The 26,134-nt window shown below is 50.7% G+C and carries 27 protein-coding genes and 2 tRNA genes; 8 read left to right on the top strand and 21 right to left on the bottom strand.

Features of this window, described 5'->3' with window-relative positions:
• Positions 1-30 precede the first annotated feature (30 nt).
• Entirely contained in the window at positions 31-702 is a 672-nt protein-coding gene (locus ACLU9Q_RS14440) for a hypothetical protein (protein ID WP_296906599.1), read from the bottom strand.
• Between the two features lie 335 nt (positions 703-1,037).
• On the opposite strand from ACLU9Q_RS14440, the gene ACLU9Q_RS14435 reads away from it, so the two are divergent.
• Positions 1,038-1,766: a lysophospholipid acyltransferase family protein gene (locus ACLU9Q_RS14435; protein ID WP_296837120.1), complete on the top strand. Its 729-nt coding sequence runs from the start codon at positions 1,038-1,040 to the stop codon at positions 1,764-1,766.
• A 114-nt stretch (positions 1,767-1,880) separates the two neighbouring features.
• On the opposite strand, the gene ACLU9Q_RS14430 is transcribed toward ACLU9Q_RS14435, so the two are convergent.
• The 6 genes from ACLU9Q_RS14430 to ACLU9Q_RS14405 all read right to left on the bottom strand — a co-directional run bounded on the left by ACLU9Q_RS14430 (position 1,881) and on the right by ACLU9Q_RS14405 (position 8,850).
• The gene (locus ACLU9Q_RS14430; RefSeq protein ID WP_296906597.1) at positions 1,881-3,809 is read right to left on the bottom strand and encodes a DUF1002 domain-containing protein; all 1,929 of its coding nucleotides are present in this window, start codon (positions 3,807-3,809) and stop codon (positions 1,881-1,883) included.
• A 20-nt stretch (positions 3,810-3,829) separates the two neighbouring features.
• Positions 3,830-5,200 carry a UDP-N-acetylmuramoyl-tripeptide--D-alanyl-D-alanine ligase gene (locus tag ACLU9Q_RS14425; protein ID WP_296906594.1) on the bottom strand — a complete coding sequence of 457 codons (1,371 nt, stop codon included), beginning with the start codon at positions 5,198-5,200 and terminating at the stop codon, positions 3,830-3,832.
• A gap of 4 nt (positions 5,201-5,204) precedes the next feature.
• Complete coding sequence (locus tag ACLU9Q_RS14420) at positions 5,205-6,227, bottom strand: D-alanine--D-alanine ligase (protein ID WP_296906615.1); 1,023 nt, start codon at positions 6,225-6,227, stop codon at positions 5,205-5,207.
• 137 nt (positions 6,228-6,364) lie between these two features.
• Positions 6,365-7,651 (bottom strand): aminotransferase, encoded by a 1,287-nt coding sequence (locus ACLU9Q_RS14415; RefSeq protein WP_296906592.1) that lies wholly within the window; start codon positions 7,649-7,651, stop codon positions 6,365-6,367.
• Between the two features lie 49 nt (positions 7,652-7,700).
• A complete protein-coding gene (locus tag ACLU9Q_RS14410) occupies positions 7,701-7,847 on the bottom strand; it encodes a hypothetical protein (protein ID WP_296837133.1) in 147 nt (48 codons plus the stop codon).
• 52 nt (positions 7,848-7,899) lie between these two features.
• Positions 7,900-8,850 carry a serine O-acetyltransferase gene (locus ACLU9Q_RS14405; RefSeq protein ID WP_296906589.1) on the bottom strand — a complete coding sequence of 317 codons (951 nt, stop codon included), beginning with the start codon at positions 8,848-8,850 and terminating at the stop codon, positions 7,900-7,902.
• 278 nt (positions 8,851-9,128) lie between these two features.
• Here ACLU9Q_RS14405 and ACLU9Q_RS14400 point away from each other — a divergent pair.
• A tRNA-Phe gene (locus tag ACLU9Q_RS14400) sits at positions 9,129-9,201 on the top strand.
• 20 nt (positions 9,202-9,221) lie between these two features.
• A tRNA-Gly gene (locus ACLU9Q_RS14395) sits at positions 9,222-9,292 on the top strand.
• Between the two features lie 118 nt (positions 9,293-9,410).
• On the opposite strand, the gene ACLU9Q_RS14390 is transcribed toward ACLU9Q_RS14395, so the two are convergent.
• From ACLU9Q_RS14390 to ACLU9Q_RS14365, 6 genes are all read right to left on the bottom strand, one after another.
• Positions 9,411-10,169 carry a M23 family metallopeptidase gene (locus ACLU9Q_RS14390; protein WP_296906586.1) on the bottom strand — a complete coding sequence of 253 codons (759 nt, stop codon included), beginning with the start codon at positions 10,167-10,169 and terminating at the stop codon, positions 9,411-9,413.
• A 77-nt stretch (positions 10,170-10,246) separates the two neighbouring features.
• Positions 10,247-11,095 carry a SpoIID/LytB domain-containing protein gene (locus tag ACLU9Q_RS14385; protein ID WP_296906582.1) on the bottom strand — a complete coding sequence of 283 codons (849 nt, stop codon included), beginning with the start codon at positions 11,093-11,095 and terminating at the stop codon, positions 10,247-10,249.
• A gap of 75 nt (positions 11,096-11,170) precedes the next feature.
• Entirely contained in the window at positions 11,171-11,710 is a 540-nt protein-coding gene (rbr, locus tag ACLU9Q_RS14380) for a rubrerythrin (RefSeq protein ID WP_296838243.1), read from the bottom strand.
• A 102-nt stretch (positions 11,711-11,812) separates the two neighbouring features.
• Positions 11,813-12,580, bottom strand: coding sequence for an N-acetylmuramoyl-L-alanine amidase (locus ACLU9Q_RS14375; RefSeq protein WP_296838240.1), 768 nt, complete (start codon positions 12,578-12,580; stop codon positions 11,813-11,815).
• Positions 12,581-12,663: 83 nt separating this feature from the next.
• Positions 12,664-14,364, bottom strand: coding sequence for a glycosyl hydrolase family 18 protein (locus ACLU9Q_RS14370; protein WP_296838237.1), 1,701 nt, complete (start codon positions 14,362-14,364; stop codon positions 12,664-12,666).
• A gap of 47 nt (positions 14,365-14,411) precedes the next feature.
• Positions 14,412-14,762: a hypothetical protein gene (locus ACLU9Q_RS14365; protein WP_296838234.1), complete on the bottom strand. Its 351-nt coding sequence runs from the start codon at positions 14,760-14,762 to the stop codon at positions 14,412-14,414.
• A 335-nt stretch (positions 14,763-15,097) separates the two neighbouring features.
• Here ACLU9Q_RS14365 and ACLU9Q_RS14360 point away from each other — a divergent pair, with 335 nt between their 5' ends.
• Positions 15,098-15,850 (top strand): adaptor protein MecA, encoded by a 753-nt coding sequence (locus tag ACLU9Q_RS14360; protein WP_296838231.1) that lies wholly within the window; start codon positions 15,098-15,100, stop codon positions 15,848-15,850.
• 117 nt (positions 15,851-15,967) lie between these two features.
• Here the strand turns inward: ACLU9Q_RS14360 and ACLU9Q_RS14355 are convergent, their stop codons facing one another.
• The 4 genes from ACLU9Q_RS14355 to ACLU9Q_RS14340 all read right to left on the bottom strand — a co-directional run bounded on the left by ACLU9Q_RS14355 (position 15,968) and on the right by ACLU9Q_RS14340 (position 18,895).
• Positions 15,968-16,144: a FeoB-associated Cys-rich membrane protein gene (locus ACLU9Q_RS14355; protein WP_296838229.1), complete on the bottom strand. Its 177-nt coding sequence runs from the start codon at positions 16,142-16,144 to the stop codon at positions 15,968-15,970.
• Between the two features lie 48 nt (positions 16,145-16,192).
• Complete coding sequence (gene feoB, locus ACLU9Q_RS14350) at positions 16,193-18,388, bottom strand: ferrous iron transport protein B (RefSeq protein ID WP_296906579.1); 2,196 nt, start codon at positions 18,386-18,388, stop codon at positions 16,193-16,195.
• A gap of 61 nt (positions 18,389-18,449) precedes the next feature.
• Positions 18,450-18,671, bottom strand: coding sequence for a FeoA family protein (locus tag ACLU9Q_RS14345; RefSeq protein WP_296838223.1), 222 nt, complete (start codon positions 18,669-18,671; stop codon positions 18,450-18,452).
• Between the two features lie 11 nt (positions 18,672-18,682).
• The gene (locus ACLU9Q_RS14340; RefSeq protein WP_296838220.1) at positions 18,683-18,895 is read right to left on the bottom strand and encodes a FeoA family protein; all 213 of its coding nucleotides are present in this window, start codon (positions 18,893-18,895) and stop codon (positions 18,683-18,685) included.
• 280 nt (positions 18,896-19,175) lie between these two features.
• On the opposite strand from ACLU9Q_RS14340, the gene ACLU9Q_RS14335 reads away from it, so the two are divergent.
• Entirely contained in the window at positions 19,176-19,544 is a 369-nt protein-coding gene (locus ACLU9Q_RS14335; RefSeq protein ID WP_296838217.1) for a metal-dependent transcriptional regulator, read from the top strand.
• Positions 19,545-19,581: 37 nt separating this feature from the next.
• On the opposite strand, the gene ACLU9Q_RS14330 is transcribed toward ACLU9Q_RS14335, so the two are convergent.
• Positions 19,582-20,445: a YitT family protein gene (locus tag ACLU9Q_RS14330; protein ID WP_296838215.1), complete on the bottom strand. Its 864-nt coding sequence runs from the start codon at positions 20,443-20,445 to the stop codon at positions 19,582-19,584.
• Between the two features lie 164 nt (positions 20,446-20,609).
• Positions 20,610-21,989: an MATE family efflux transporter gene (locus ACLU9Q_RS14325; RefSeq protein ID WP_296838213.1), complete on the bottom strand. Its 1,380-nt coding sequence runs from the start codon at positions 21,987-21,989 to the stop codon at positions 20,610-20,612.
• A 149-nt stretch (positions 21,990-22,138) separates the two neighbouring features.
• Between ACLU9Q_RS14325 and ACLU9Q_RS14320 the strand changes: the two genes are divergently transcribed.
• The 3 genes from ACLU9Q_RS14320 to ACLU9Q_RS14310 all read left to right on the top strand — a co-directional run bounded on the left by ACLU9Q_RS14320 (position 22,139) and on the right by ACLU9Q_RS14310 (position 24,169).
• On the top strand, positions 22,139-23,014 hold the full coding sequence (locus tag ACLU9Q_RS14320) for an AraC family transcriptional regulator (protein WP_296838210.1): 876 nt from the start codon (positions 22,139-22,141) through the stop codon (positions 23,012-23,014).
• Positions 23,015-23,096: 82 nt separating this feature from the next.
• A complete protein-coding gene (locus tag ACLU9Q_RS14315; RefSeq protein WP_296838206.1) occupies positions 23,097-23,522 on the top strand; it encodes a transcriptional repressor in 426 nt (141 codons plus the stop codon).
• 104 nt (positions 23,523-23,626) lie between these two features.
• Entirely contained in the window at positions 23,627-24,169 is a 543-nt protein-coding gene (locus ACLU9Q_RS14310) for an NADH peroxidase (protein ID WP_040784386.1), read from the top strand.
• Positions 24,170-24,268: 99 nt separating this feature from the next.
• On the opposite strand, the gene ACLU9Q_RS14305 is transcribed toward ACLU9Q_RS14310, so the two are convergent.
• Both ACLU9Q_RS14305 and ACLU9Q_RS14300 read right to left on the bottom strand, forming a co-directional pair.
• A complete protein-coding gene (locus ACLU9Q_RS14305; RefSeq protein WP_296835951.1) occupies positions 24,269-25,435 on the bottom strand; it encodes an ABC transporter permease in 1,167 nt (388 codons plus the stop codon).
• Positions 25,413-26,126 (bottom strand): ABC transporter ATP-binding protein, encoded by a 714-nt coding sequence (locus ACLU9Q_RS14300; RefSeq protein WP_296835954.1) that lies wholly within the window; start codon positions 26,124-26,126, stop codon positions 25,413-25,415. The genes ACLU9Q_RS14305 and ACLU9Q_RS14300 overlap by 23 nt, the downstream gene beginning before the upstream one ends.
• Positions 26,127-26,134 lie beyond the last annotated feature (8 nt).

Genomic DNA, 26,134 nt, shown 5'->3' with positions numbered 1-26,134 from the left:
AGTATAATGCGGTTTTAGCAATTTGTAAAATTATTTCTGATTACATCTGATATAACCCAACGCTTCCTCCCGGCTCAGCGAAAAATATTTCTGTAGTTTGTCTGCAATTGATTCCGTTGTTTTTCCCTCCTCCTGATTTTCCCGTATCATCGCCCCGATTCCCCGACTGAGTCCCTGGCTTATTCCCTGACTTATTCCCTGGCTTATTCCAATAATTTTTCCTTCTTCTACTCCAGATTTATAATGGTCCTCAAACGCTTTGCACATAATTGCCCGCTCTCCTTTCCTTTTTAAATCATTATAGTAATCCAGATGTCCTGTCAATGCAAAAATCAGACGATTGGTATCCTCCGGCAATGCTTCGTATATATCCCGTTTTTCCTGTAGATAACGCTGCATTTCTTTTTCGTCATTCCGCCTTTGCAGAATTTCAAATACCTCTCGCCAGCCTCCCGAAAACCATGCCGCATCCACATTTTCCGGCGTAACCAGAAGCATGGCATATGGTCTGACATACTTTTTCAACCACTTAAACTCCTCCGGTATCTTCACCATATCAGCCAAATCTGTCGGTCCGCTCCAGATTTGTGCTCCATAATAAAACACGATAGTGATTACCGGTGCCAGCACACCGTTTACAAAGTCACAGAAATGCCGGCTGTTTTCCTGATACTCTTTTAAAATAATATCTTTTTCCTGCAAATAAGCTCCTCCATGCATTCATTTTGATTTTTCTGAAATGTGCAGCCGAACGGCTTTGAATTGTAATCCAGAAACTACAGATAACACATTTTCAATGAGCTTATCATATCACAGATCCTTCCATTTTGCAATATTTATTTTAATGTTGTATATTAATTATAATATGTTATTGTTTATAATGCAAGTAGAAAATAAATTCCTTTTTCCAAAATACTTGCCACCAGACCGGTTTTTCTGTATACTAAACACAGCACAAACGACCGGGCACCGGGAGCAGACGCAAAAGTGCGTCATTGCCCGGCGCCGTGTATGTTTCAAGGGAGGCTTTGTATATCATGATACGTTTTCTCATTGTTGCAGTTACTGTTATCGGTTTTCTGATTCTTTCCATTCCAATTCTGATTGTGGAATGGATCATCGGAAAATTCAATCCGCGCGCGCGGGATATTTCTTCCCTGCGGATCATTCAGGCCGTGTTCCGGTTTATTCTCTGGGAAACCGGGGCGAAAATCACGGTAATCGGTTACGAAAATGTTCCAAAGGACGAAGCGGTTCTCTATGTTGGAAACCACAGAAGCTATTTTGATATTCTGATGACCTACTGCCGTTGTCCGGGACTGACCGGCTACGTGGCAAAGGACAGCATGGAAAAGATCCCGCTGCTCTCCACCTGGATGAAGCGTCTGCACTGCCTGTTTCTGAACCGGACGGATATTAAACAGGGATTAAAAACAATCCTCACCGGTATCCAGAAAATCAAAGACGGAATTTCCATCTGCATCTTTCCGGAGGGCACCAGAAACCATGAGCCGGAGCTGCTTCCATTTAAAGAAGGCAGTCTGAAGATGGCGGAGAAAACAGGCTGTGCGATCATTCCGATGGCGATCACAAATTCCGACAATATTTTTGAAAATCACATTCCAAAAATCAAACCGGTGCATGTCACCCTGGAATATGGCAAGCCAATTTATCCGAAAGAGCTGAGCAAGGAAGAGAAAAAATTTCTTGGCGCCTATACCCGCAGTGTGATCCAGGACATGCTAAACAATCATACAGTTTCCTGACAAATTTATCAAAAAACCAAGGAGCCGCGGCATTTCTGCCGCAGCTCCTTTTTAACGTCTCCAAGCCATAATCCTGTTATCCAAAAGCTTCTCCTGGAAATTTCCCATCTCTTCCTAGAAATTTCCCATCTCTTCCTCGAAATCCGCAAATTCATCGAGCACTTCCGCGTCAGGATCTTCCGCGCTGCTCTCATCAAATTCAAGCTCTGCTCCATCCGCCGCATCCGGCTCATCCAGGCTCTCCGCGTCTGCAGCTTCCTGCTCAGCCCCGGTATCCTCTACTTTATAAGCATCCTCCAGAACTCCCATGATGCGATCGTAAAGAACCACCTTATCCGCGTCCTCCAGATAGCTGTCTGCAAGGAAGTTTTCGGAATCCATAAAGATCAGTCTTCTCACGTATTTATCGAGCTGCACCATCTCCTCATCCTCATAGGATTTATCCGGCGCCTGTGCTTCGGTATCTGCGATAATCGTCTGGCTGATCGTCGGATCTACTGCTTCTTCCATCTCTACGGAATCCACGCCCAGCGTCAGCACCTTTATGAGATACTGCTCTACCTTCTTCGGAAGAACCTGCGCCGCTGTTTCCGTAAGATATACCTGCGACGTGCCGTCCTCGCTGCTGATCGTCGTGCTGCTAAACGCAAGATCCAGATCCGCCTTCACTTCATCATAAAGTGCACGGTCCTCACCCTGCAGATTTTCCTCTGCCACAACGACCGGCTCCTCAAACAGCTCTGTTTCCGTTGCTTCCGTCTCCAGCGCTGCCGGTTCTGTTTCCTGTGCCTCCGTCTCCAGCGCTGCCGGTTCCGTTTCCTGCACTGCCGGGTCGGTCTCCTGCGGCGCCTCCGTCTCAGACGCACCGTCGATATTATCCAGGATCAGCACATCGTCACCCTGCTGTGTCTCGGTCTCTTCCGGAAGCGTCTCTTCTGCTTCCGTTTCGTCTGTCGTAAATACCGGATCTTCTATGTTGATCGTTCCGTCATCGGTTGCTTCCGGGATGCCGAATTCATTTTCCGTCTCCTGCTCAGACTGCTCCTGCACAGTCTGCGTGGTGTCCTCCTCGGAAACAACATTTCCGTCGCCCTCCAGTGCCGAAGGATCGGTATTATCCAGAATATTGTCTTCCTCTGTATCGTCAACCACGATCACTGCGCCGTCATCATCCTCTTCCAGATCCGCCTTCGCAGCTTCCTCCGCAGCCGCTTCCGCTTCCTGTGCGCGCTGCTCAGCCTCCTGCTGCTTTTCCTCAGAAGCGCCCGCGTCGCCGGCTACGTTTGCCTGTACGCGCTCCAGCGTTGCCTGCAGCTGGATGATATCGTACTCCTGCTCCGCGATCTGCTGCATCAGCTCTGCGATCTCTTCGCTCTGATCGTCATTAATGGTGATGTCGTAATCATTTGACACCTCATTGACGATATTCGTGATTTCTTCAATATTTGTAACATTCTTTTCAATAACCTGGATCTTCGTCTCGTTGATCACCGCAGTCGCCTTGCTCTGTCCGACCTCGTTCGCCAGGTTTCCGGTCGTCACCAGCTCCTGGTTTGCAAGCTCTACTTTAACGGGATCAAGCGTCTGTTTGCTCGCCTGCTCGTAAGCCATGATAACGCCGGTGAGCGCTCCGGTGCCGGATACCTTAAACGGGCATGCCGCAACCACCTGGCAGTTTGTCACGCCGGAGGTTGACAGGGTGGACGCGATCATGTTGCATGTTACCCACTCCAGATTTGCCGTCTTTACCTGGATGCCGCCCGAGCTGGTCGGCGCTACCAGCGCACAGCTGTATGTATAGTTTCCGATCTGCTCCAGCGGAACATAAGAGCCAAGATGGTTTCTCTCATCGGTATTGTTGATGTAAATAACATCTACGCCATCATAGGTCACGCCGAAATACCGCATCATGGTGTCCTTCTGATCCTGCGACAGATCCGCGCCCAGCGTAACTACCTTGCGGCTGTCCGCCATCGCCGGAACCGCACTGACAAGCACAGTCGCCAGTGCAAGAATCATACTGCTGACAAGTTTCTTCTTCATATCCATATCCTCCTTATAAATTATCTTTTTGTAAGTGCCTCCACAATTTTTTCAAAATGCATTGCATGGGACGCCTTCACCAGCACGGTGTCGCCAGCCCGGATAACTCCTTTCATCGCTTCCAGAGCTTCGTCTACCGTATCCACCGTGATCACCTGCTTTCCCGGATCGAGCTGCCGGATCGTCTCCGCCATACAGCGGCACAGCGCTCCAACACAGAAAAATACCGGTATATCCAGCTCAGCGGCAAATCTTCCGACCTCCTCATGAAGCTGCCGCTCTTCGCCGCCAAGCTCCCCCATGTCTCCGAGAATCGCCACCTTCCTGCCCGCGGCGTCCGCAAGCACGCCCAGAGACGCCTTCATCGACATCGGATTGGCATTGTAGCAGTCGTCCACTATCGTGATGCCATTTTCTTCGATAATGTGGAATCTGCCGTCAAGCGCCTGCAGCTTTTCGATACCGCGCCGGATCTCCTCATAACTCATGCCAAGCGCCCTGCCAACTGCCGTTGCAGCCAGCGCGTTCAGCACCATGTGATATCCGGGAATGGGAATCGTCACAGCAAAGCTTTCTGTCCCGTCATGAATTTTGCACTTTACTCCCTTTAAGCCCACATTTTCGATGTCTGTTGCACGGATGCCGCGCTCACTCTCAATGCCGAAAAACTGCGGCACGATTTCTTTGACCTCCTTTAATGTGGACAATTTATCATCATCCCCGTTCAGAACGATTTTTCCGTCGGGGGCAATGAAATCAAATATTTCCGACTTCGCCCGCAGCACGCCGTCGCGGTCGCCCAGAAACTCCAGATGACAGGTGCCGATGTTCGTGATCACGCAGATATCCGGTCGGGCAATCTTACTTAAACGGTGCATTTCTCCGAAATGGTTGATACCCATCTCCAGAACCGCCACCTCATCCTCCTCGCGCAGTCCGAAAACAGTGAGCGGCAAACCAAGCTCATTGTTGAAATTGCCGGGCGTTTTCAGTACCCGGTATCTTTCCGAGAGTACACTGGCGATCATCTCCTTCGTGCTGGTCTTTCCGACGCTGCCGGTGATCCCGACCACCTTTACAGCAAGCTGCTTCCGGTAAAACTCTGCGATCGCCATCAGCGCCTTTAAGGTGGATCCCACGCGGATATACGCGCCTTTTTCCTCCTCCGGCTCCTTTTCACAGAGCACGCAGAGCGCTCCCTGCGCATAGACCTGCGGAATGAACCTGTGACCGTCCACATGCTCTCCGGGAATCGCTGCAAACAGACTGCCCTCCTTCGCCTTCCGGCTGTCGGTGACGATGTCGGCCACCTCCCGGGTGCGGTCAGCGTCGCTTCCGACATATATGCCGCCGCAGGCTTTTGCAATATTTTCCAATGTGAGATTTTTCATAAAATTACCTCGACACCTCAATCAGTTTTTCGCACAGATCCGCAAAGCTCATGCCGACTGCCGCTGCCTCCTGCGGAAGCAGGCTGGTCGGCGTCATGCCCGGAAGAGTGTTTGCTTCCAGACAGTACATGCCGCCGTTTTCATCCATCATAAAATCCATGCGCGCGTAGCTTTCCAGGCGAAGCGTATGATACGCCTTTACAGCGATCTCCTGCATCTTTTTTGTAAGTTCTTCACCAAGCGGCGCCGGACACGTCTCGATCGTACTCCCTGCCTGATATTTGTTTTTGTAATCGTAGAAACCGGAAATCGGGGCGATCTCCACGATCGGATACGCCTCGCCGTCGATCACGCCTACCGTATATTCCTTTCCGCTGATGTACTGCTCCACGATCAGCTTATCCTCGTAGGTAAAGCCGTTTCTGACTGCCTCTTCAAATTCCTCTTCTGTATTTACAATGTAAACGCCCACGCTGGAACCGCCGCACGCCGTCTTTACCACGCACGGAAGTCCTGCGCCAAGCTCCTCTGCGCTCTTCGGCGCATCCGTTTTTTCAATGATCACGCCTGCCGGAGTCGGCACGCCGTTTTCACGGAACATCTGCTTCGTGATGGTCTTATCCATCGCAAGCGCGCTGCCGAGATAGCCGCTTCCGGTATAGGCGATGCCAAGCAGGTCAAACGCCGCCTGGATCCTTCCGTCCTCGCCGCACGCTCCATGCAGCGCCAGAAATACCATATCTGCCGCCCTGCACACATCAAGCACGTTCGGACCAAAAAATCCCCTTTGCGCCGCCTTTATCTTCCCGATTGAATCGTTAAAGCTTCTTATGTACGCCGCCTCGCGCTCAACGTCATATTCCTGCGCAAATGCGGTTTCCGCCTGCAGACCTTCCTTTCCGCAGAACACGTCAAGCAGGATCGCCTGGTGCCCTTTGCTGCGCAGCGCCTCGCACACCTTGGTGCCGGACACAATAGAAACGTCGCGCTCCGTGCTGGTTCCTCCTGCCAGAACTACAATTTTCATTCCTTCCATCTCGCCTCCCTCTTTATAGGAAACGACAAAACGATTCTCGTTTTCCTCGTTTGCTATAAGTATACCTAAAAGGAAGTCACAATACAAGTGTATCATCACTTCCTTTATCTTAAATATTTATTAGTTTTTTATTTATTTTCTAAAATCTTATCAATGCTTACCAGCTTGACGCTGAGGACGAAAATCTCCGCCGCGACCGCCAGCTCTTCCGGCGTCGGGTAGGACGGCGCGATACGGATATTGCTGTCCTGCGGGTCCTTTCCATACGGGTAGGTAGCGCCCGCTTCCGTCATGACAAGCCCTGCCTCCTTTGCCTTCTGCACGATCGCTTTTGCGCAGCCCGGCAGCGCATCGAAGGAGATGAAATAGCCGCCGCGCGGACGGATCCAGCTTCCGATCTCCAGACCGCTCAGCTCTGTATCCAGCACGTTCAGCACCGCCTCGAATTTCGGGCGCATGATGTCGGCGTGTTTCTTCATGTGGTTCACCATTCCGTGAATATCCTTGAAGAAACGCACGTGACGAAGCTGGTTCAGCTTATCATGTCCGATCGTCTGGATGCGCATCTGCTTGCGGATGTACTCCAGGTTTGCCGGGGACGCCGCGATCGCCGCCACGCCGGAACCCGGGAAGCTTACCTTGGAGGTGGAGCAGAATTTAAATACCATATCCGGGTTGCCCTCTTTTTTACATTCCATCAGGATCTCGATCAGATGATCCTGCTTGTCGTCATACAGATGGTGGATGCCGTATGCGTTATCCCAGTAAATACGGAAATCCTTCGCCGCCGGCTTCAGGCGTGCAAAACGGCGCACCGTCTCGTCAGAGTAGGTGATACCCTGCGGGTTGGAATATTTCGGCACGCACCAGATGCCCTTTACCGCTTCATCGTTGTTGACGTATTCCTCGACCATATCCATATCCGGTCCGTCCTGCGTCATCGGTATATTGATCATCTCGATGCCAAAATATTCCGTGATAGCAAAATGACGGTCGTATCCCGGCACCGGGCAGAGGAATTTTACCTTATCCAGCTTGCACCACGGCGTGCTTCCCATTACTCCGTGTGTCATGGAGCGTGCAACGGTGTCAAACATGATGTTCAGACTGGAGTTTCCGTAGATGATGATCTGATTAGCGGGAACCTCCGTCATATCTGCAAGAAGCTGCTGCGCCTCCGGGATACCATCCAGAACGCCGTAATTTCTGCAGTCTACGCCTGTTTCACATTTTAAGTTGGAAGTACTGTTCAAAACATCCATCATACCCATCGCAAGGTCGAGCTGCGCTGCCGAGGGTTTTCCTCTGGACATATCCAGGTGCAGGTTCTGCGCCTTGATCTGGTCATATTTCTTTTCAAGCTGTTTCTTCTCTTTCAGTAATTCTTCCTTGCTTAAATCCTTGTACGCTGCCATTTTTTCATTCTCCTCCTGTGATTTTATAATATAATGATGCCGCGCATCATTACTGCCTTAAATAGATCCCCTGTGACTCGATCCAGTCGTCGATATCCTCGATGCATTCCTGCGCCCAGGTCGGACTGAGTTCCTTCGCCGCAGTCTCCTTTAACGCCTCTTTTTCCTGTTCCTGTTTTTTCTTTTCTTCACTCATGCGTAAGCCCCCTTTTCCTGCAGACGGCTGCGCACACAGAAACGTCTGCATATTAATCTTTTTCTTTTCGGTTGAAGAAGCCCTCCTGTCCAAGCTCCTGCGTCTGCACGCTTCCGCGCACCTTAAACTGAAGCTCCGGGTTCTTGATGCTCACCCTCGTGTGCTCCGGCACCGAGGAGGTGATAAATGCGTTACTTCCGATGACCGCCCCTTCTCCGATAATGGTCTCTCCTCCCAGAATGGATGCCCCGGAGTAAACGGTCACATTGTCCATGAGCGTCGGATGACGCTTCGCGCCGCGCAGCGACTGTCCGCCTCTCGTGGAAAGCGCACCCAGAGTCACGCCCTGGTACAGCTTTACATTTTTGCCGATGACGGTAGTCTCGCCGACGACCACGCCGGTACCGTGGTCGATAAAGAAATACTCGCCGATCGTCGCCCCCGGATGGATGTCGATACCGGTGAGGTTGTGCGCGTACTCCGTCATGATCCGCGGGATCATCGGTACTCCCAGGATATGAAGCTCGTGCGCGATGCGGTTGACGCTGATCGCGAATACGCCCGGATAGGAAAAAATAACCTCATCCGTGTTGAACGCCGCCGGGTCGCCGTCATATGCCGCCTGCACGTCCTTCGCAAGCATCCCGCGCAGCCACGGCAGACGCTGCAGAAATTGCTGCACGATCTCCCCCGCCCGGCAGCGGCACTTTCCCTCCGCCTTTTCTCCCGCACATTCCAGCGCTTTCGCCACCTGCTTCGTCAGCTCGTACTCGATGTTTTCCAGAAGCTCGCCGACATGGTAGCGCACCGTCTCGCTTTTCAGTTTCTTGTACTCAAAATATCCCGGGAACAGTATCTGACGCACCATATCGCATATTTTGATGATCATCTCCCTGTTCAGCCGGTTGTCAGAGTCAATGTTGCTGATAACAGAATATTCCCGGTAGCTGTCCAGCAGAGAATCAACCAGCGCTTCCATCTGCGCTGCCTGTAGATTATTCATGTGCTGCTCTCCTAAAATCATTTTGCGGATAGTATAGCACATTTTAAAAAAAAGAGCAAACCATATCTCAGATTTGCCCCCTTGCACATATTTATTCTATAGCAGGTCGCCTTTCCTGTCAAACATTTTCATTATCCGTCATTATCCGGGCCGTAAAAACATTTATTTTTTTACCGGGCCGTAAAAACATTTATTTTTTCCTTGACATCCCGGTGAAGATACTATATAATTTCTGTTGTTGCAGGAATGCAAATGTTATTTGCGCATCTTTCCTGTATGCCCAGATAGCTCAGTTGGTAGAGCAGAGGACTGAAAATCCTCGTGTCACTGGTTCGATTCCGGTTCTGGGCATTTTCAGTTAAATATTTTCTGCGGGTGTAGTTCAATGGTAGAACACCAGCCTTCCAAGCTGGATACGTGGGTTCGATTCCCATCACCCGCTTTTTTGCTGCAGAAAATGCCGCCCGCAGGGTTTGTCCCCACGGACGGCTTTTTTTTTTGCATATGCATACGTTTATGCGCACAGTCATGCGGCTCACAGAACCGTCGAAGCCAGACTTTTATTCCAGATATAAGAACGGATCGACCGGCTTACCTTCCTTCTGCATCTGGAAATACAGGTTGCTTCCTTCCTCACAATAATATTTGGTCGGCTCGCTCACATATCCGAGAAGCTGTCCCTGTTCCACCACGTCGCCCTCGGATACTGCCAGTTCTTTGAGCTGCCCGTAGATCAGGCTGTAATTGTTTCCCAGATTCAGTTTCAGTGTCGTTCCGGTTTCCTCATTGACACCGATGGATTCCACGATTCCCTTTGCAGATGCAACGACCGGATTGCCCGCCTCACTGCTGATGATCACCGCTGGATTGTATTTGTACTGGTTGAGCGTCTCAAAATAAACCGTATTATTCATATTGTAGTCCATCAGTACGGTACCGGCTGCGGGCCACGCAAGCATTGAGTCGTCCTGAAAATTGACGGTCGGCTGCAGGATTGCCGTTGCCGAGGAGGAGCTGACATCCGCCGTTTCCGTCGCTTCCTCCGTCACTTCCAAAGACGCCGGGTCAACGTCTTTTTCATTCGCCGCCGTGTAGTCGTTCACCTGCGGCAGCTCCGCTACCACGTCCGCGCCGGCCGCCTCCAGATCCTGCTCCGGTGCTTCGCTCTCCTGCGTTGCCGTCGTGTTGGGGGACGCCTCCTGAAAGCTGTCGCCGCTTGTCCGATATGTTGCAAACGCAACCGCGCCTACAAGGCAGAGCGTCATCACACCCAGGGTTCCCTTACTTTTTAAAATACTTAATACCTTTTCTTTTCGCATATCTGTCACCTCATATTATGTTCATTATGGTTCTACACATATGTTTTCCATAAATGAGGAATTTATGCAAAAGATTTTTAATACTTCACCAGCTCCGTGCCCGGATAGAAGTAGCCGAGGATTTCTTTATAATTTTTGCCGGCAAGCGCCATCTGCTGCGCGGTGTACTGGCTCATGCCAAGGCCATGCCCACTGCCATGCACCGTCAGATATGTACCGTCCTCCCCTGCGCTCACCTCGAAGTTTGCGGAAGGCAGCCCCAGCAGATTGCGAAACTCCTCTCCGGAGATCGTCTCATTCCCAAGGGAAATCTGCAGCACATATCCGGCGCTGTCGCGCGCCGTCACCTGCATCTGCGCCCAGGAATCATCTATCTGAATGGTAGTCTGCGCGTCCGCCGACTTCTCGTCTGACGGACAGAGCTTTGAAACGAGATAGGGATAGCTCTCCGACTGAAACACCTCCTGCGCATCCCGCGTGCTCCCGGCGCTGCACGCATGAAAGGACGCCAGGATCGGCTTATCCTCCCATACAAGGACCTGTCCGTCTGTCTCCCGCTGTGCCAGCAGAAATTTTTCCGCGGCGCCCATACGCTCCAGCTCCGTCATGGTCAGATACGCCTCATTTTCCACCTTTCCGTTCTCTTCGATCTGCCGGTACAGATTCGTCCGGACCGCGATCATTTGTGCCTTTACCGCCTCCGGATCGTATCCGGCAGGAATCTGTGCTGCTGTCGCACCGATAACATATTCTTCCAGCTCCATCTCCGCGATCCCGCTGCTTGTCTTTACCGCAATATAGTCCGTCTCATTTTTTATCGAGCGATAAATTTCACTCATCCGGCTGTCCAGAAGAAGCATCAGCGCGCACGGAAGCACCAGTATCACCAGAATACCGGTTAAAATATATTCTACACGTCTTTTCATAAATGTCTGCTCCGCATTTTCCGGGATAAAAAATCCCTCTCATATTATCCTATGAAAGGGATTGCATTTTTATGCCTAATAATTTTCCGGTTTAATCTGAAAAAATGCTTTTTCATGCCCGCAGACCGGACACCTTTCCGGCGCTTTCCTGCCGAAATGGATAAAACCGCATTTTCTGCACTGCCACATCATGTCCCCGTCCCTGGAGAATACGATTCCTCCCTCCACGTTTGCAAGCAGTCTGCGGTAGCGCTCTTCGTGCTCTTTTTCCACCGCCGCCACCAGTTCAAACTTCCGGGCAATTTCCGTAAAACCCTCCTCATACGCTTCTACCGCCATACGGCTGTACATCTCGGTCCACTCAAAATTTTCCCCGTTGGCCGCCGCCAGCAGATTTTCCTTCGTACCGTCAATCTCACCGCCGCAGATGTATCGAAACCACTGTTTTGCGTGTGCCATTTCATTTCCCGCGGTCTCCTCAAAAATTGCCGCGATCTGCTGATAGCCATCCTTGCGCGCCTTGTTTGCATAATACGTATACTTACTGTGCGCCATGCTTTCTCCCGCAAACGCCTCCAGCAGGTTTTTTTCTGTCTTGCTGCCCTTTAGTTCCATAAAAGCGTCCTCCTTTTCTCTTTGCTAAAAAGGATATCCGGATTTTAAAAACTTATGCAAATCCCCCGGCCGCTGCTTTATATAAATATTTAGCACGGCAGCTTATGCATCCTCCTTATGCGTTCCTATGTAATTCAGGATCCCGCTGCACACCGCCTCCGCCACTGTCTCCTGGTATGCGTCCGTCACCAGCTTTTCCGCTTCCTCCGGGTTGCTCAAAAAGCCGCACTCCACGATCACCGTCGGACTTTTGGTCTTTCGCAGCAGATAATAGCTGTCATTTGCCTTAATCTCCCGCGGCCGCTCAATTTCCAGCATCTCATTTAAGGCTTCCTGCAATGCGGCGGCAAGCTCCCTTCCCTGCGCGGAGCTTTCATAAAAGAATACCTGCGGTCCCTTTACCGAGCTTTCCGTATAGCTATTCTGATGGATGCTGACAGCAAGAAACGGCTCCATTTCATCGATTGCCGCACAGCGCCGCTTCATATCCTGCTGTTTTTTATTCGCCTCTCCCTCATCGTAAAGACCACTGTCCTCCTCCCGCGTAAGCACCGCCGTAATGCCGTTTTCTTCAAGCCGGGCGGCAAGCTTTTTTGCGATGGAAAGATTAACCTCCTTCTCCAGCGCACCGTTTACACCGACCTTCCCCGAATCAATTCCGCCGTGACCGGCGTCTACGACCACAGTAATTTTGTCGTAAACCACAGTGCCCAATTCCTGCTTCACCTCGCCTGACGCCGCATCACTGTCGGTTTCAGACCGCACGCCGCCGGATGCCGCGATGCCGGCTCCAAGCCTGCCGGCATAAAATGCGCATACCAGAATCAACGCCGTCATTACCAGCTCCAGTATTTTTTTATTTTTATTCATACAAATACCCCTGCCGTATACTTTATTACAAGTATATGCGGCAGGGGCAGTAAGTTTTCCAACCTACTCAGCCATGCGCCAGATCAGCTTACATACTTCAGAATGATATCCCAGACAGAATCAGTCTCCAGCCCGAGCCTCCATCCGGCAACTCCGGCAAGCCCATAATCTTTCACCAGGTTCATCTTTTCCTCAATAGATTTATCATCCTCCAGCCAGATCTGGTAAAGCGAACCGTCATCGCCTTCAAACTGGGCATAATTCTGACCGGTCGTCTCATCCCAAGAAGCTTCCACATTGTTGTTTTCCAGAACCTGCTGGCCGCCCTCCATACCGTATACCTCGCTGGTAACGGTGGTGGTGCCGTCCGCGTTTGTCTTTGTATTCCAGAGCCTCGTGTAGAACGGGATTCCGCTGATCAGCTTCTCTGCCGGAACATCCTTTCGCATATCGAGAATGCCCTGGTTTTCAAAGGCGAGGCTTGCCACGGAGCCTGCCTCCTCCGAGCCGTCGTAATGTTCGTCGTAACCCATCACGATAACGTAATCGCAGACAGTCCCAAGTTCGGCCCGGTTGTAATGCTCATTAAACGACATCGGCACCGGCACATCCACGGAAAGCACCAGACCGTTCTTGCGGCATTTTACAGACAGCTCGCGGATAAACTGGATGTATCCGTCTGCAGCCTCCTCCGGAATACTTTCAAAATCTACATTAATGCCGTCAAAGCCGTACTCGATCGCAGACGCGATCAGCGAATTCTCCATCTTCGTGCGTGATTCCGTAGATTTCAGCACCGTCGTCGTGTCGATCTCAGAGCTGAAATTGTCAACAAGCGCCCACACCTCCATATCATTGCGGTGCGCAGTGTCCACATAATCCGCGTCGGCAAGGCTGCTTAAGGTTCCATCGTTTGATACGATGGAAAACCATGTCGGCGAAATGGTATTGACGCCCTTTATCGAAGCAATATCGTAAATAATATTGTAGTTCGCGTCCGTATTGCTTATCACATGCCATACCAGATTAATCTTGTAGTCCTTGGCCACACTGGTGTACTCCGGCTCCTCAAACTCCCGCTGCACCGTCTCGGTGCGCTCATCCACAAGCCTGTCGTTTTTGATATAGCCGAAATATCCGTCCTGCGTCAGCACACCTGTCCAGTCCTCCATCGGTTCTATCACCGTGACGACCTCATTCTTCTCAAGCTCCCGCAGGATCGGGCTCTTGATGCCTCCCTGATAGCGCAGCTTTCCTTTTTTGCGGATCGTCGCCAGCGTCTTTTCGCCCCATTCGTTTGTGATGACGATGCGCTCCGGGTCGTGGAACAGCTCGTACTCCAGGTTTGTATACCTCTGGACAAAATCGAGCGCCAGATACGTTTTCGTGCCGTCAACCTTTACGATATCATAAGGCAGTGTCTCGGATTTTCCGGTGGCAGTGTATTTCTGTCCATTCGCCGGGATCTCGATAATATCGGTGGGCGTGGTGTACAGCATCAGATTTGCCTCGGAATCCCAGTAAAAGCGATCGTTTAACTGCTCTTTTACTGCCTGAAAGTCCACATAGCAGACGTCGTCCGATACCATTCCTTTGTATTCAGAAATTTCCCTCCCTATTACAATAGCCGCCTCATCCTCCGAGGACAGGCCAAAATACGCTTTTCCATCCATCACTTCCGATGTCGGGGTGTACTTCTTCACCAGATTTGTTATAAAGACGATTGCTGCCACAACCACCACCAGAACCACGGCAGCCAGCAGCGGTGCCGCTTTCTTTTTCATACATTGCACCTCCCAGGTAGTATACTCTGAATACAGTATATCATACCTTACTGCTTACTTCTAACAGTTTTCGACTTTTTCAGAAAATATTCACATTTATTTAAGTTTTTTGCACAAGGGGACTGTACTGTCTGTTGATTATCTTTTCTGATACGGTCAAATCCTATCCCGCATACATGATTCTGACGATCCACATAGTAATCACGCATATAATTTGTTCTCTCGCAAAGGCAGCTTGCGATCTGATAGGAAGTGCTTGGCTCTCCATCCAGCCAGAGCTGGATACCTGCTTCCTGATACTTTTTCAGCTCCCGGTACAGTCTGCTGTTTTTCACCTGCCTGCTTCTGGACAGATGCGCCTGACTGATTGTTCCTTTTTTCTGTTCGATGGTACTCACTCACTTTCCGTTTTCTTTTGCCGGTTCCTTCCATATGGTGCATTCGTGATATATTTCCGCGCAAAAAGAAAACTTTTGCTCCAGAGAAGATTTGTTGTTACTGTGAACGGAGTGACCAGTAACGATTTGTTTCCCTCCTTCCATGTGTTATTTTGTCTTTGTCTCTTCTCTTATTGGTTATTATATATAATTTGTGTTATTTTTGCAAGTATTTTTTGCATTTTTAATTTATAATTTTTTAATACCACAAACCATGCTTTTCCTTTGCATTTTCCAGCAAAGTAGGTTATACTGTGTTTGTAAATACGTATTTTGATTTAGTGAGGAGTGGTTTTATGAAACTGGAAAAGCTTAACGACAACCAGATACGCTGCACACTCACGCGCGAGGATCTGGCGTCGCGCCATCTGAATTTGCTTGAGCTTGTCTACGGCGGTGAAAAGGCAAAATCGCTGTTCCGCGAGATGATGCAGCAGGCTGCTTATGAATTTGGTTTTGAAGCGAACGACATTCCTATTATGATAGAAGCAATTCCCATGTCTTCGGAATCTCTGATTTTGATCATCACCAAAGTGGAGGATCCGGATGAGCTGGATACCCGCTTTGCAAAGTTCGCTCCCGGCGGCGATGCGCCCGATGCGGAAAGCACCTTCTCTGGTCTGAAGATGGAGGGAGCGGACGATATTCTGAATCTGGTCCGCAAGCTTCGTGAGGCACATAAAAATATGCTGCAGAAGACAGCGGAAAGCGGGCAGCAGGCGGAAGCTCCTGCCGAAGATACCGAGCTGGCGGCGGACATCACCCGGCTTTACTGCTTTTGCTCTCTGGATGACGTTATTCACGCAGCCCACGCGCTCGGCGGCAGCTACCATGGAGAAAATTCGCTGTACAAACACCCGGAAACATCGGAATACTACCTGTTTCTCGACAGTTCTTCGCATACGCCGGAGGAATTCAACCGCATCTGCAATACGCTGTCGGAGTATGGCGCGAGCGTCAGATTTTCCGAGGGCGCTATGGGATACCTGTCCGAACACGGTGTCTCTATCATACTGAAGGAAGCCGTGCAGCGGCTGGCTGATATTTAAACCCCTGCAGGACCTGCCCCTGGCAGCTCCCTTCGGATGCATGGCAACTAAAAAATCCCGCAGGTGCTTCCTGCGGGATAAAAAATACCCGGACGATTCCTCGTCCGGGCATTCTTTTTATCTTTTCACATCTTTTCGGAGCTTTTTGCTTCCGCCTCCACAGCCGCCGCAGGTACTGCAGTTTCCTGTGCAGTGAGAACCCTCCTTACCGGATTTCACCATAAAGCGGATTACCAAAAATACCACCGCTGCAAGTATCACAATTACAATCAGATTTCCAAGAAATGCGGGCATATTAACCCCTCCTTTTTATTGCCCTCATGATACCTTTTGCTGCCGGCATTACCTTGCATTCACTGACATTTTGGCGTTGATGCTGTAATGCCCTTTCTCCGGCTCATAGCCCTTGCGGAACAGCAGGTAGATCAGACCGATCAGTGCTGCAGCCGCCACGATCGTGAAAATGTTGAAGCTCACCTCGCCGGTAATCAGACCGCCAAGCTGGTATACGATCATCGCGATCACATATGCAAATCCGCACATATAACCGATCGCGCCGAGCGTCCACTTCGTGTTGTTCATCTCACGCTTGATCGCGCCCATTGCTGCAAAGCACGGTGCGCAGAGCAGGTTGAAGATCATAAAGCTGTATGCGCTGAGTGCAGTGAAGTCTGCCGCGATCAGATTCCACACTTCGTCTCCCGCCTCGGAAAGCTCTCCCGAATAATGATACAGGATACCGAAGGTATTTACAACCTCTTCTTTTGCGATCAGACCGGTAACGGTTGCAACCGTTGCCTTCCATGCCATGTCGCCAACCCATCCAAGCGGTGCGAAGATCCATGCCACTGCTCTTCCGATGGTAGCCAGCAGAGAAGTATTGTTGTCCTCTACCATGCCGAACGCACCGTCTGTGAAGCCGAAGCCCTGCAGGAACCACAGCACGATGGAGCTGAGAAGGATAACGGTACCTGCTCTCTTGATGAAGGACCAGCCGCGCTCCCAGGTTGCACGAAGCACGTTGCCGACCGACGGAAGATGATATGCCGGGAGCTCCATAACGAACGGAGCCGGTTCACCGGCAAATGCCTTAAATTTCTTCAGCATGATACCGGAAATAACAACTGCTGCAATACCGATAAAGAATGCGGAGGTTGCCACCAGGGAGGATCCTCCGAAGATCGCGCCTGCAAAGAGACCGATGATCGGCATCTTTGCGCCGCACGGGATAAATCCGGTCGTCATGATCGTCATTTTACGATCACGGTCCTGCTCAATCGTACGGGATGCCATGATACCCGGAACGCCGCAGCCGGTTGCCACCAGCATCGGGATGAAGCTCTTACCGGACAGACCAAAACGGCGGAAAATACGGTCCATGATGAACGCAACACGCGCCATATAACCGATATCCTCAAGGATTGCCAGGAACAGGAACAGTACCAGGATCTGCGGAACAAATCCAAGCACCGCGCCGACGCCGGCAACGATACCATCCTGGATCAGGGAGTACAGCACACCCTCCACATGCAGAGCGCCGAGGATACTGTCAAAAAATCCCGGAACGATCTCACCGAACAGCACATCGTTTACCCAGTCGGTTCCCATGGTTCCGATAGAGAACGGATAGCCGCCCATCGCAATCGCATAAATCACAAACATAATTACTGCAAAAATCGGAAGCGCCAGAATCCGGTTCGTCACGATCTGGTCGATCTTATCAGATACCGTCATGCTGTGCTTTGCGCGTTTTTTCTTCACAGCCTTTGCAACGATGCCGCTGATAAAGGTATATCTCTGATTTGTGATGATGCTCTCCGCGTCATCATCCAGCTCGTTTTCACACGCCTTAATTGCATTTTCCACATCCTGCGCCGCAGAACCGGAAAGCTTCAGATCCTCCATGACCCTTTCGTCCCGCTCAAACACCTTTACCGCATACCAGCGAAGATACTGCGCGTCCACCTTGCCGGAGATCGCCGTCTCGATCTGGCTGATTGCATCCTCCACGCATCCGGTGTACATCTGAAGAGGTCTGCTTTCTTTCTTTGCCTTTGCAGCAGCCACGGCTTTATTTGCCGCCTCCATGCTTCCCTGCGATTTCAGAGCGCTCATCTCGACCGCCTCGCAGCCAAGTGCCTTTCCAAGCTTATTTAAATCGATCTGGTCGCCGTTCTTGCGTACAAGATCCATCATGTTGACTGCAATAACAGTCGGCAGGCCAAGCTCCAGAAGCTGTGTCGTAAGATACAGATTTCGCTCGATATTGGTTCCATCCACAATATTTAAGATAGCGTCCGGCTTCTGTGTTACCAGATAGGTTCTGGACACGACCTCCTCCAGTGTGTACGGTGACAGGGAATAAATTCCCGGGAGGTCCTGGATGACCACGTCCTTGTTCCCTTTGAGGTGTCCCTCTTTCTTTTCCACAGTAACGCCCGGCCAGTTTCCAACATACTGGTTGGAACCCGTCAGGCTGTTGAACAGAGTAGTTTTACCGCTGTTCGGGTTACCTGCAAGTGCGATTTTTAATTCCATTGCTTTTCTCCCTTCCAAAGTTAGATTTTTCTAACCCATTTGCCCAAAAAAGGCACTTTCCTTATTGTATTTCCACCATCTCTGCGTCCGCTTTGCGGATGGATAATTCATATCCACGGATATTCAGCTCCATCGGATCGCCCAGCGGCGCAACCTTGCGCACCTGAATCTCCACACCTTTCGTAATGCCCATATCCATGATCCGGCGCTTTACCGGACCTTCCCCGTGCAGTTTTGCTACTACAACAGTCGAGCCCACTCCTGCATCTCTCAGCGTTTTCATAGTTCTCCTCCTCAAATCATGATACGATTGGCCATGGAACGATCCAATGCCACTCTGCCGTCTTTTACCTGCAAGATCAGATTTCCGCCGATCTGGCTGACCACCGTGATCTCTCCGTCAACAAGAAAGCCGAGCTCCGCCAGATGCTGTCTCACCTCATCCTTTCCGGTAATTCCCTGGATCGTGACCGTTTCTCCTTTTCTTGCCATTGTCAGGGGCATCATACGCTTTTCCCTCCTTATGTACACGCAAACCCAGGCGGAAATCATCCCGCCAATCATTGTTAGCTTTTTCTAACTGCATATAGGTTAGCACTTGCTAACCTTTTTGTCAAGAACTACTTTGATAATTTTTCCCTTTTCTTTTTGCCAAATTTACGTTATACTATACATATCAGAAAGCCCGGGTTCGGAAATGCGTCTGGTTACAGAAGCGCAGGGTATCGGAACCCCGGCATTATTACCGCAATATTCAGCAAACACAGAAAGGATTTTATACATTGTCATGAAAATACTGGAATCCGCAGAAAATTATTTAGAGACCATACTGATTCTGCAAAACCGCATCGGAAATGTGCGCTCGATCGACATTGTGGCGGAGATGGGCTTCTCCAAACCGAGCGTCAGTGTTGCAATGAAAAACCTGCGCGAAAACGGCTATATCCATGTAGATGAAAACGGTTTTATCACCCTGCAGGATTCCGGCAGGGCGATCGCCGAGAAAATCTATGAGCGCCATACACTCTTCACCGAGTGGCTGATAAGCCTGGGCGTTTCCCCGAAAACCGCCGCGGAGGACGCCTGCCGCATTGAGCACGTCATCAGCGACGAGAGCTTCCAGGCTATGAAAAAACACGTGCAAAAAGGACAATAATTTAAAACTGCGTCGGCTTTGTACCGGCGCAGTTTTCTTATCCTATCTGAATATTCCGGAAGCCCTCTCCATGGACCTCGTTTGATTCTATAATAATAATGAACGCATGCGGATCCGCCCGCTTCACCGCCTGCCGCACACTGTACATTTCCTTGTTGCTGCAGGCGCACAGCACAAGCTGACGCTCGTCTCCCCGGTAGCCTCCGGCTGCGTCAATCCGCGTCGTGCCGCGCTGACAGGTCTCGTCGATCACGTCGCAGATATACTGCCCGTGGTCCGTCACGATCAGCGCCAGCTTTCCGGCATTCACGCCGTACATCAGCTTATCCACCACCGTGGACAGCAGGAAGGTCACGATAATGCCGTAAATAATCCCGTCTATGTCCTGCAGGATAATGCCGCCGATGAGCACCACCGCCAGATCGGAAAAGAAAATGATCCGTCCGACCGGCAGATAGGGCTTTTTCTTTTTCACCGCCATAATGATAAAATCCATACCGCCCGTGGAGGAATTCTGCATATAGATGACCGCATAGCCAAGCCCCGCGATCACGCCCGTGCAGAGCGCCGCCAGCAGCCTGCTGCCGGTGTAAACCGGAAAAAGCGGCGCGACGTAATCGATCAGAACGGACGAAATCACCATGCAGCGCATGGAGCTGATAAAAAAGCGCTTTCCCAGAAGCCGGAAGCACAGGATGCTCACCGGAATATTTAAAAGGATAGTCGACAGACCGATCGGCACATTCCAGAGCTGATATAATATAAGGGAAATGCCGGAAAATCCGCTCATCGGAAATTCCGCCTGCGCCGCAAAATTGCAGATACCTGCCGCAATGCAGATGCTGCCGACGATCTCCCAGAACAGTTGTTTAAACAGCCCGTCTTTCTTCCACCAGTTCATATCCGTATTCCTCCCTGCCAGACATTGTTATCTCTAAATCATAGCATATTTTTTCATTCTTTTCAAATGCCGGAGAAGGGCAGAAAAGCCGGGCAAATCCCATTCGCGAAGCGAATTTTTAATTGATTTGTGAAGGTTGCTGTAAACGAAGTGAGCAGCAACCTTTAATGTCCCCCGGCATGACATTTTCTGCTGAAAGTCTTTTTCTGACGCTCCGGATGCTCGATCCGGCTTATGGTGATGTAGTAAGCGGCTCCAAGCGGCACACAGGCGCCAACCCACGCCAGCGGGTTCGCCGCAACCACACCGGCAAATCCGAACGGACCTGCCAGGAACAGCGCTGCGCCCACGCGCATGATCAGCTCCATCACACCCGACACCGTCGGAACCACGCTGTTCCCCAGCCCCTGCAGAGTGAACCGATAAATAAACAGCAGAGCCAGCACCCAGTACATGATCCCATTCATACTGAGATAGACCTTTGCATAGCGGATAACCCCGATTTCCTCACGCCCAACAAAAATTGCCGCGAGATTATCGCCTGCGAAGAAATTAACCGCTCCCATGACGATGCTGACGCTGACCGAGATCAGAATGCACTGGAAAACGCCCTGCCGGATGCGATCCGGGCGCTTCGCACCGTAATTCTGCGCCGAGTAGGTCGCCATCGCCGCTCCAAGGGAATTCAGCGGCATTGTGGCAATGGAATCAATCTTCTGCGCAGCAGCCGCTGCCGCCACCGCCGTCGCTCCCAGGCCGTTGAGCGCAAACTGCACCGTCAGGGAACCGATCGCAATGATGGACATCTGGAAGCCCATTGGCAGGCCAAGCGCGATATGCTCCTTCACCTCCCCGGCAAACGCCTGGAAGTGACGCTTCTCCACCCACAGCGCCGGCATTTTTTTGCGGATATAGATAAAGCAGCAGATACCGGACAGAAGCTGGGAGGCGATCGTCGCAACTGCCGCGCCGCTCACTCCCATGTGAAATATACGGATAAAAACCAGATCCAGCACAATATTTACCAGACATGCCAGCACCAGAAAATACAGCGGCGTGCGGCTGTCTCCAAGCGCACGGATCATATTTGAGGTCAGATTAAAGAATACCGTCGCCGCCAGCCCGCCAAAAATAATCCGGATATACGCAGCCGCTTCATCCAGGATCTCCTCCGGCGTCTGCAGGAGCCGCAAAGCCGGGCGCACCAGAAAAAGCGCCAGCACCGTAAGCACAACTGCCAGTCCGATGCTCAGAAGAATACTGGCTGCAAAGCTTCTCTTCACGCCCTCTTCATCCTCTGCTCCAAATCGCTGGGCCGTTAAGATCGCCAGTCCGTTTGCAAATCCCATGATAAAGCCAAGTACAAAAAAGTTCATGCTTCCGGTACAGCCAACCGCTGCCAGCGCATTTACACCGATCGTCCTTCCCACGATCAGCGTATCCACCAGGCTGTAGAGCTGCTGAAAAATATTTCCTACAATCAGCGGAAGCGCAAACAGCAAAATGAGCTTCGCCGGTTTTCCTTCTGTCATGCTTTTTGTCATACGTGTTTTCGCCTCCATTTTTACAAAAAGTTCAGGTACATTATAAAGAATCTGTAAAAAAATAGAATGTACTTTCTTGTAATCCGGATGTCTTATGTTGTATACTTATGCTGCCAAAACAGATAGCATTTTTTGAAAGGAGTGTTCTGATGCAGCAGACCAATTACGATTTTACCTGCACCGACCTGAATCCGAAATTTCTTTTTTCCTCGATCGAACCGCGCATCCAGGAAGTGAGCTATCACCAGCACGATTTTATTGAGCTTGTTATTATTTTAGACGGAAAGGGCTGTTTTTATGCAGAAGATACGGAGTACGCCATCCAGGCTGGTGACGTCATCATCTTAAATCCGGGGACGCGTCACAAAAGCCTGCCATCCGGGGATGCGAAGCACGCTGCCCTGGAGTGTTACCTTGCCTTCACGGATGTGGAATACATAGGCTGTCTGAAAAACACCATGCCGCTCTTTCCCGGTCGCTCTCTGATCGCCAGCCTGCCGCTGGAGCCGCAAAAAGAACTCTTCCGCCTGTGCCGGGCAATCGAGCAGGAAAACAGATCCTGCAATACCGGACGTTATTTTATGCTGAAAGCATATTTGATCCAGGTGCTCTGCCTGCTCGAACGCTTTCAGAAGCTGGAGCGTGAAAGCGCCCGCGATCGTCACGCGCATACGCAGTACGAATTTAAATCCATCAATAAAAAATACGTGGTCAGCCAGATTACAAAATATATGGAAGAGCATTACCGCGAGAAAATTTCTCTCGACCAGATCGCTGCGAATATTTATTTAAGCTCTTTTTATATCTCCAAGATTTTTAAGAGCGAAACCGGCGATACGCCTATCAATTATCTGATCAGTCTGCGCATGAACAAGGCGCGGCAGCTTCTGGATGAAAACCCGGAATGCTCCATTCAGTCGGTCGCTTCCGCGGTCGGCTATGAGGACACCTATCATTTCAGTAAGCTGTTTAAGAAATACTACGGGTTGTCCCCGCTCCACTACAAGGCACGGAAAGAGCTGTGATAATTTCTTATCATTCCCATTGACATGCGATGAATCTTTCCTTATAATTAAGAACAGGAATCATTATTGTTTTGGAGGAATTATGGCAAATATTAAATACAGCCGTCAGCGGGAATCCATCAAGCACTTTCTCGCCGGACGCAAGGACCACCCAACAGCAGATACCGTTTATCAGAATCTCAGGCAGGTTTATCCCAATATCAGCCTCGGCACCGTCTACCGCAACCTCGGTCTTCTCTCCGAGCTTGGAGAGATCAACCGTATTCATACCGGCGACGGCGCAGAGCGCTTCGACTACAACACGCAGCCGCATAATCATTTTGTCTGCCGCTGCTGTCACAGTGTGTCTGACCTTGAGATGGAAAATATCGACCATATCATGGAGACAGCGCAGAAAAACTTCTGCGGACAGATCGAGGGGTATACGGCTATGTTCGTCGGTGTCTGCGAAAGCTGCCGGCAAAATGGTCAGGATGGGCAGGATGTTCAGGATATTAAGAGAAAATAAAATATTGCTGACCGCTTGACAAGCCTGCTTTCTTATGCTATATTATAAAAAACAGTAATCATTACTGATTTTAAAAATTCAAATTATAAAGGAGAGACAATATCATGGCTAAATTTGTATGTAATGTATGTGGTTATGTTTATGAAGGAGATGCTGCTCCGGCTGAATGTCCGGTATGTCACGCTCCGGCTTCAAAGTTTACAAAGCAGGAAGGCGAAATGAGCTGGGCTGCTGAGCATGTAGTAGGCGTTGCTCAGGGTGCACCGGAAGATATTATGGAGGACTTAAGAGCAAACTTCGCAGGAGAGTGCTCTGAGGTTGGTATGTACCTTGCAATGGCAAGAGTTGCTCACAGAGAAGGTTATCCGGAAATCGGTCTCTACTGGGAGAAGGCTGCTTACGAAGAGGCTGAGCACGCTGCAAAATTCGCAGAGCTGCTTGGTGAAGTTGTAACAGACAGCACAAAGAAGAACCTTGAAATGAGAGTTGAGGCTGAAAACGGCGCAACCGCTGGTAAATTCGATCTTGCAAAGCGTGCAAAGGCTGCAAACCTTGACGCGATCCATGACACCGTTCATGAGATGGCTCGCGACGAGGCCCGCCATGGAAAAGCATTTGCAGGTCTTTTAAAGAGATACTTCGGTTAAATTATAAGCCGGGTAAATATGTGATAATAAGGCTCCGTGAGTTCACTCACAGGAGCCTTTATTACTGCACTTTTATCGGACGCCGGAGCGCCGCCCTTTTTATTCATATCTTAACGCATAAATCGGCTTCAGCTTCGCCGCCTTATTTGCCGGATAGATTCCAAAAATCAATCCCACCGCCACAGAAAAACCGAGCGCCAGTGCTCCGACAGAGAGCGATATGGAAAAGCTCACGTCCGCGATCGCAAGATTCAGGATCGATAGGATCACCTGGCTGAGAACCATCCCGATCACGCCGCCAAGCAGCGAGATCACAACGGACTCGATCATAAACTGAATGGTAATATCGCTGCGCTGCGCGCCGATCGCCTTGCGGATACCAATTTCCTTTGTACGCTCCGTCACAGACACCAGCATAATATTCATGATGCCGATTCCGCCGACCAGCAAAGATATTCCGGCAATTCCGCCAAGCATCAGAGATAAGGTTTCAAGCACCGTATCCATCATGTCCGCAACATCTGACATATTGATAATAGTATAACTATCGTCCGAGCCAAATTTGTCATATAAATAATCGTCCACCGCCGTCTGGGCCTCATGCAGCACATTCTCATTCTCCGCAAGCACATAGAAGGAAGTAACCGACGACTGCTTCAGCATTCGCTGCGCATTCGTCAGCGGCACATAAATGCTGTCATTGCTGCTCCCCATCGCCGAGTCGTCCTCTTCCTCCAGCACACCCACCACGCGGTAATCATATCCCATAATGCGCACCTCGCGATCCAACGCCTGCGCCGTTCCGAATAGCTCCCCGGCAGCGCCTGCCCCGATCACGCAGACCTGCAGACGGTTTTTCCTGTCAAATTCCGTGAGGTTCCTTCCCTCCGCCAGGTTCATGTCCTGCGCATACTGATAGCCCTCCGTAATGCCAAGGAGCGAAATGTCCGCGGAGTTACCCCCGGCTGTCGCAGTGCCCTGCCCGGAGAGGTACGGCACTACCGCCGAAATCCCCTCAATTTCTTCCAGCCCCTGCAGCTCTGCGTATGTCAGCTTTTTGTTCTGCGCTCTCACAGAAACCGTAAGCCGGTTTCCGCCCAGGCTTTCCATCGAATCCGTGATCACGCTCGTTCCTCCCTGTACAATAGAAATCAGCAGCGTAACCGCCATTACGCCGATGATGATTCCAAGCATGGTGAGAAAAGAGCGCATTTTATTTGAGGCTACCGCTGACATCGCCATCTTAATGGATTGTCTGAGTTTCATTCTCCGCCGCCTCCTTTCGGTTTCTGCTGTCCGATACAATTTTTCCGTCCATGATCCGCACCTGCCGCTGCGCCTCCTGCGCGATATCGTCGTCATGCGTGATCAGTACAATGGTGTTGCCCTGCCGGTGCAGCTCATGGATCAGCTCCATAATGTCTCTCGTTGATTTTGAGTCCAGATTTCCGGTCGGCTCATCCGCGAGAATCAGCGAGGGATGCGTGGCAAGCGCCCTCGCTACCGCCACCCTCTGCTGCTGCCCACCCGAGAGCTGGTTCGGTCGGTGCTTCATGCGGTTCGCCAGACCGACGCGCGAAAGGGCTTCCTCCACGCGCGCGTGACGCTCCTTTCCCGGCAGCCCCTGGTAGATCAGCGGCAGTTCCACATTTTCATAGGCTGTCAGCTTCGGCAGCAGATTAAACTGTTGGAAAATAAAGCCGATTTTGCGGTTCCGCATCGTCGAAAGCTCCCGCTCGCTCATCTCCGTCACGTTCTGACCGTCTATGTAATACTCGCCCTCGTCGGGCGTATCGAGACAGCCGATCATGTTCATCAACGTGGACTTGCCGGAGCCGGAAGCGCCGACGATCGCGACAAACTCCCGCTCCTGCACCTTCAGACTGACACCGTCAAGCGCACGCACCTCTTCATCTCCGAGATTATAGATTTTTCTGATATTCTGAAGTTCAATCATAGCCCGTC

Origin of the sequence: Marvinbryantia sp. (genome assembly GCF_047017445.1) — a bacterium.
Lineage (GTDB): Bacteria > Bacillota > Clostridia > Lachnospirales > Lachnospiraceae > Marvinbryantia.
The sequence above is the reverse complement of the archived record's forward strand: the minus strand, read 5'-3'. Positions and strand labels throughout refer to the sequence as shown.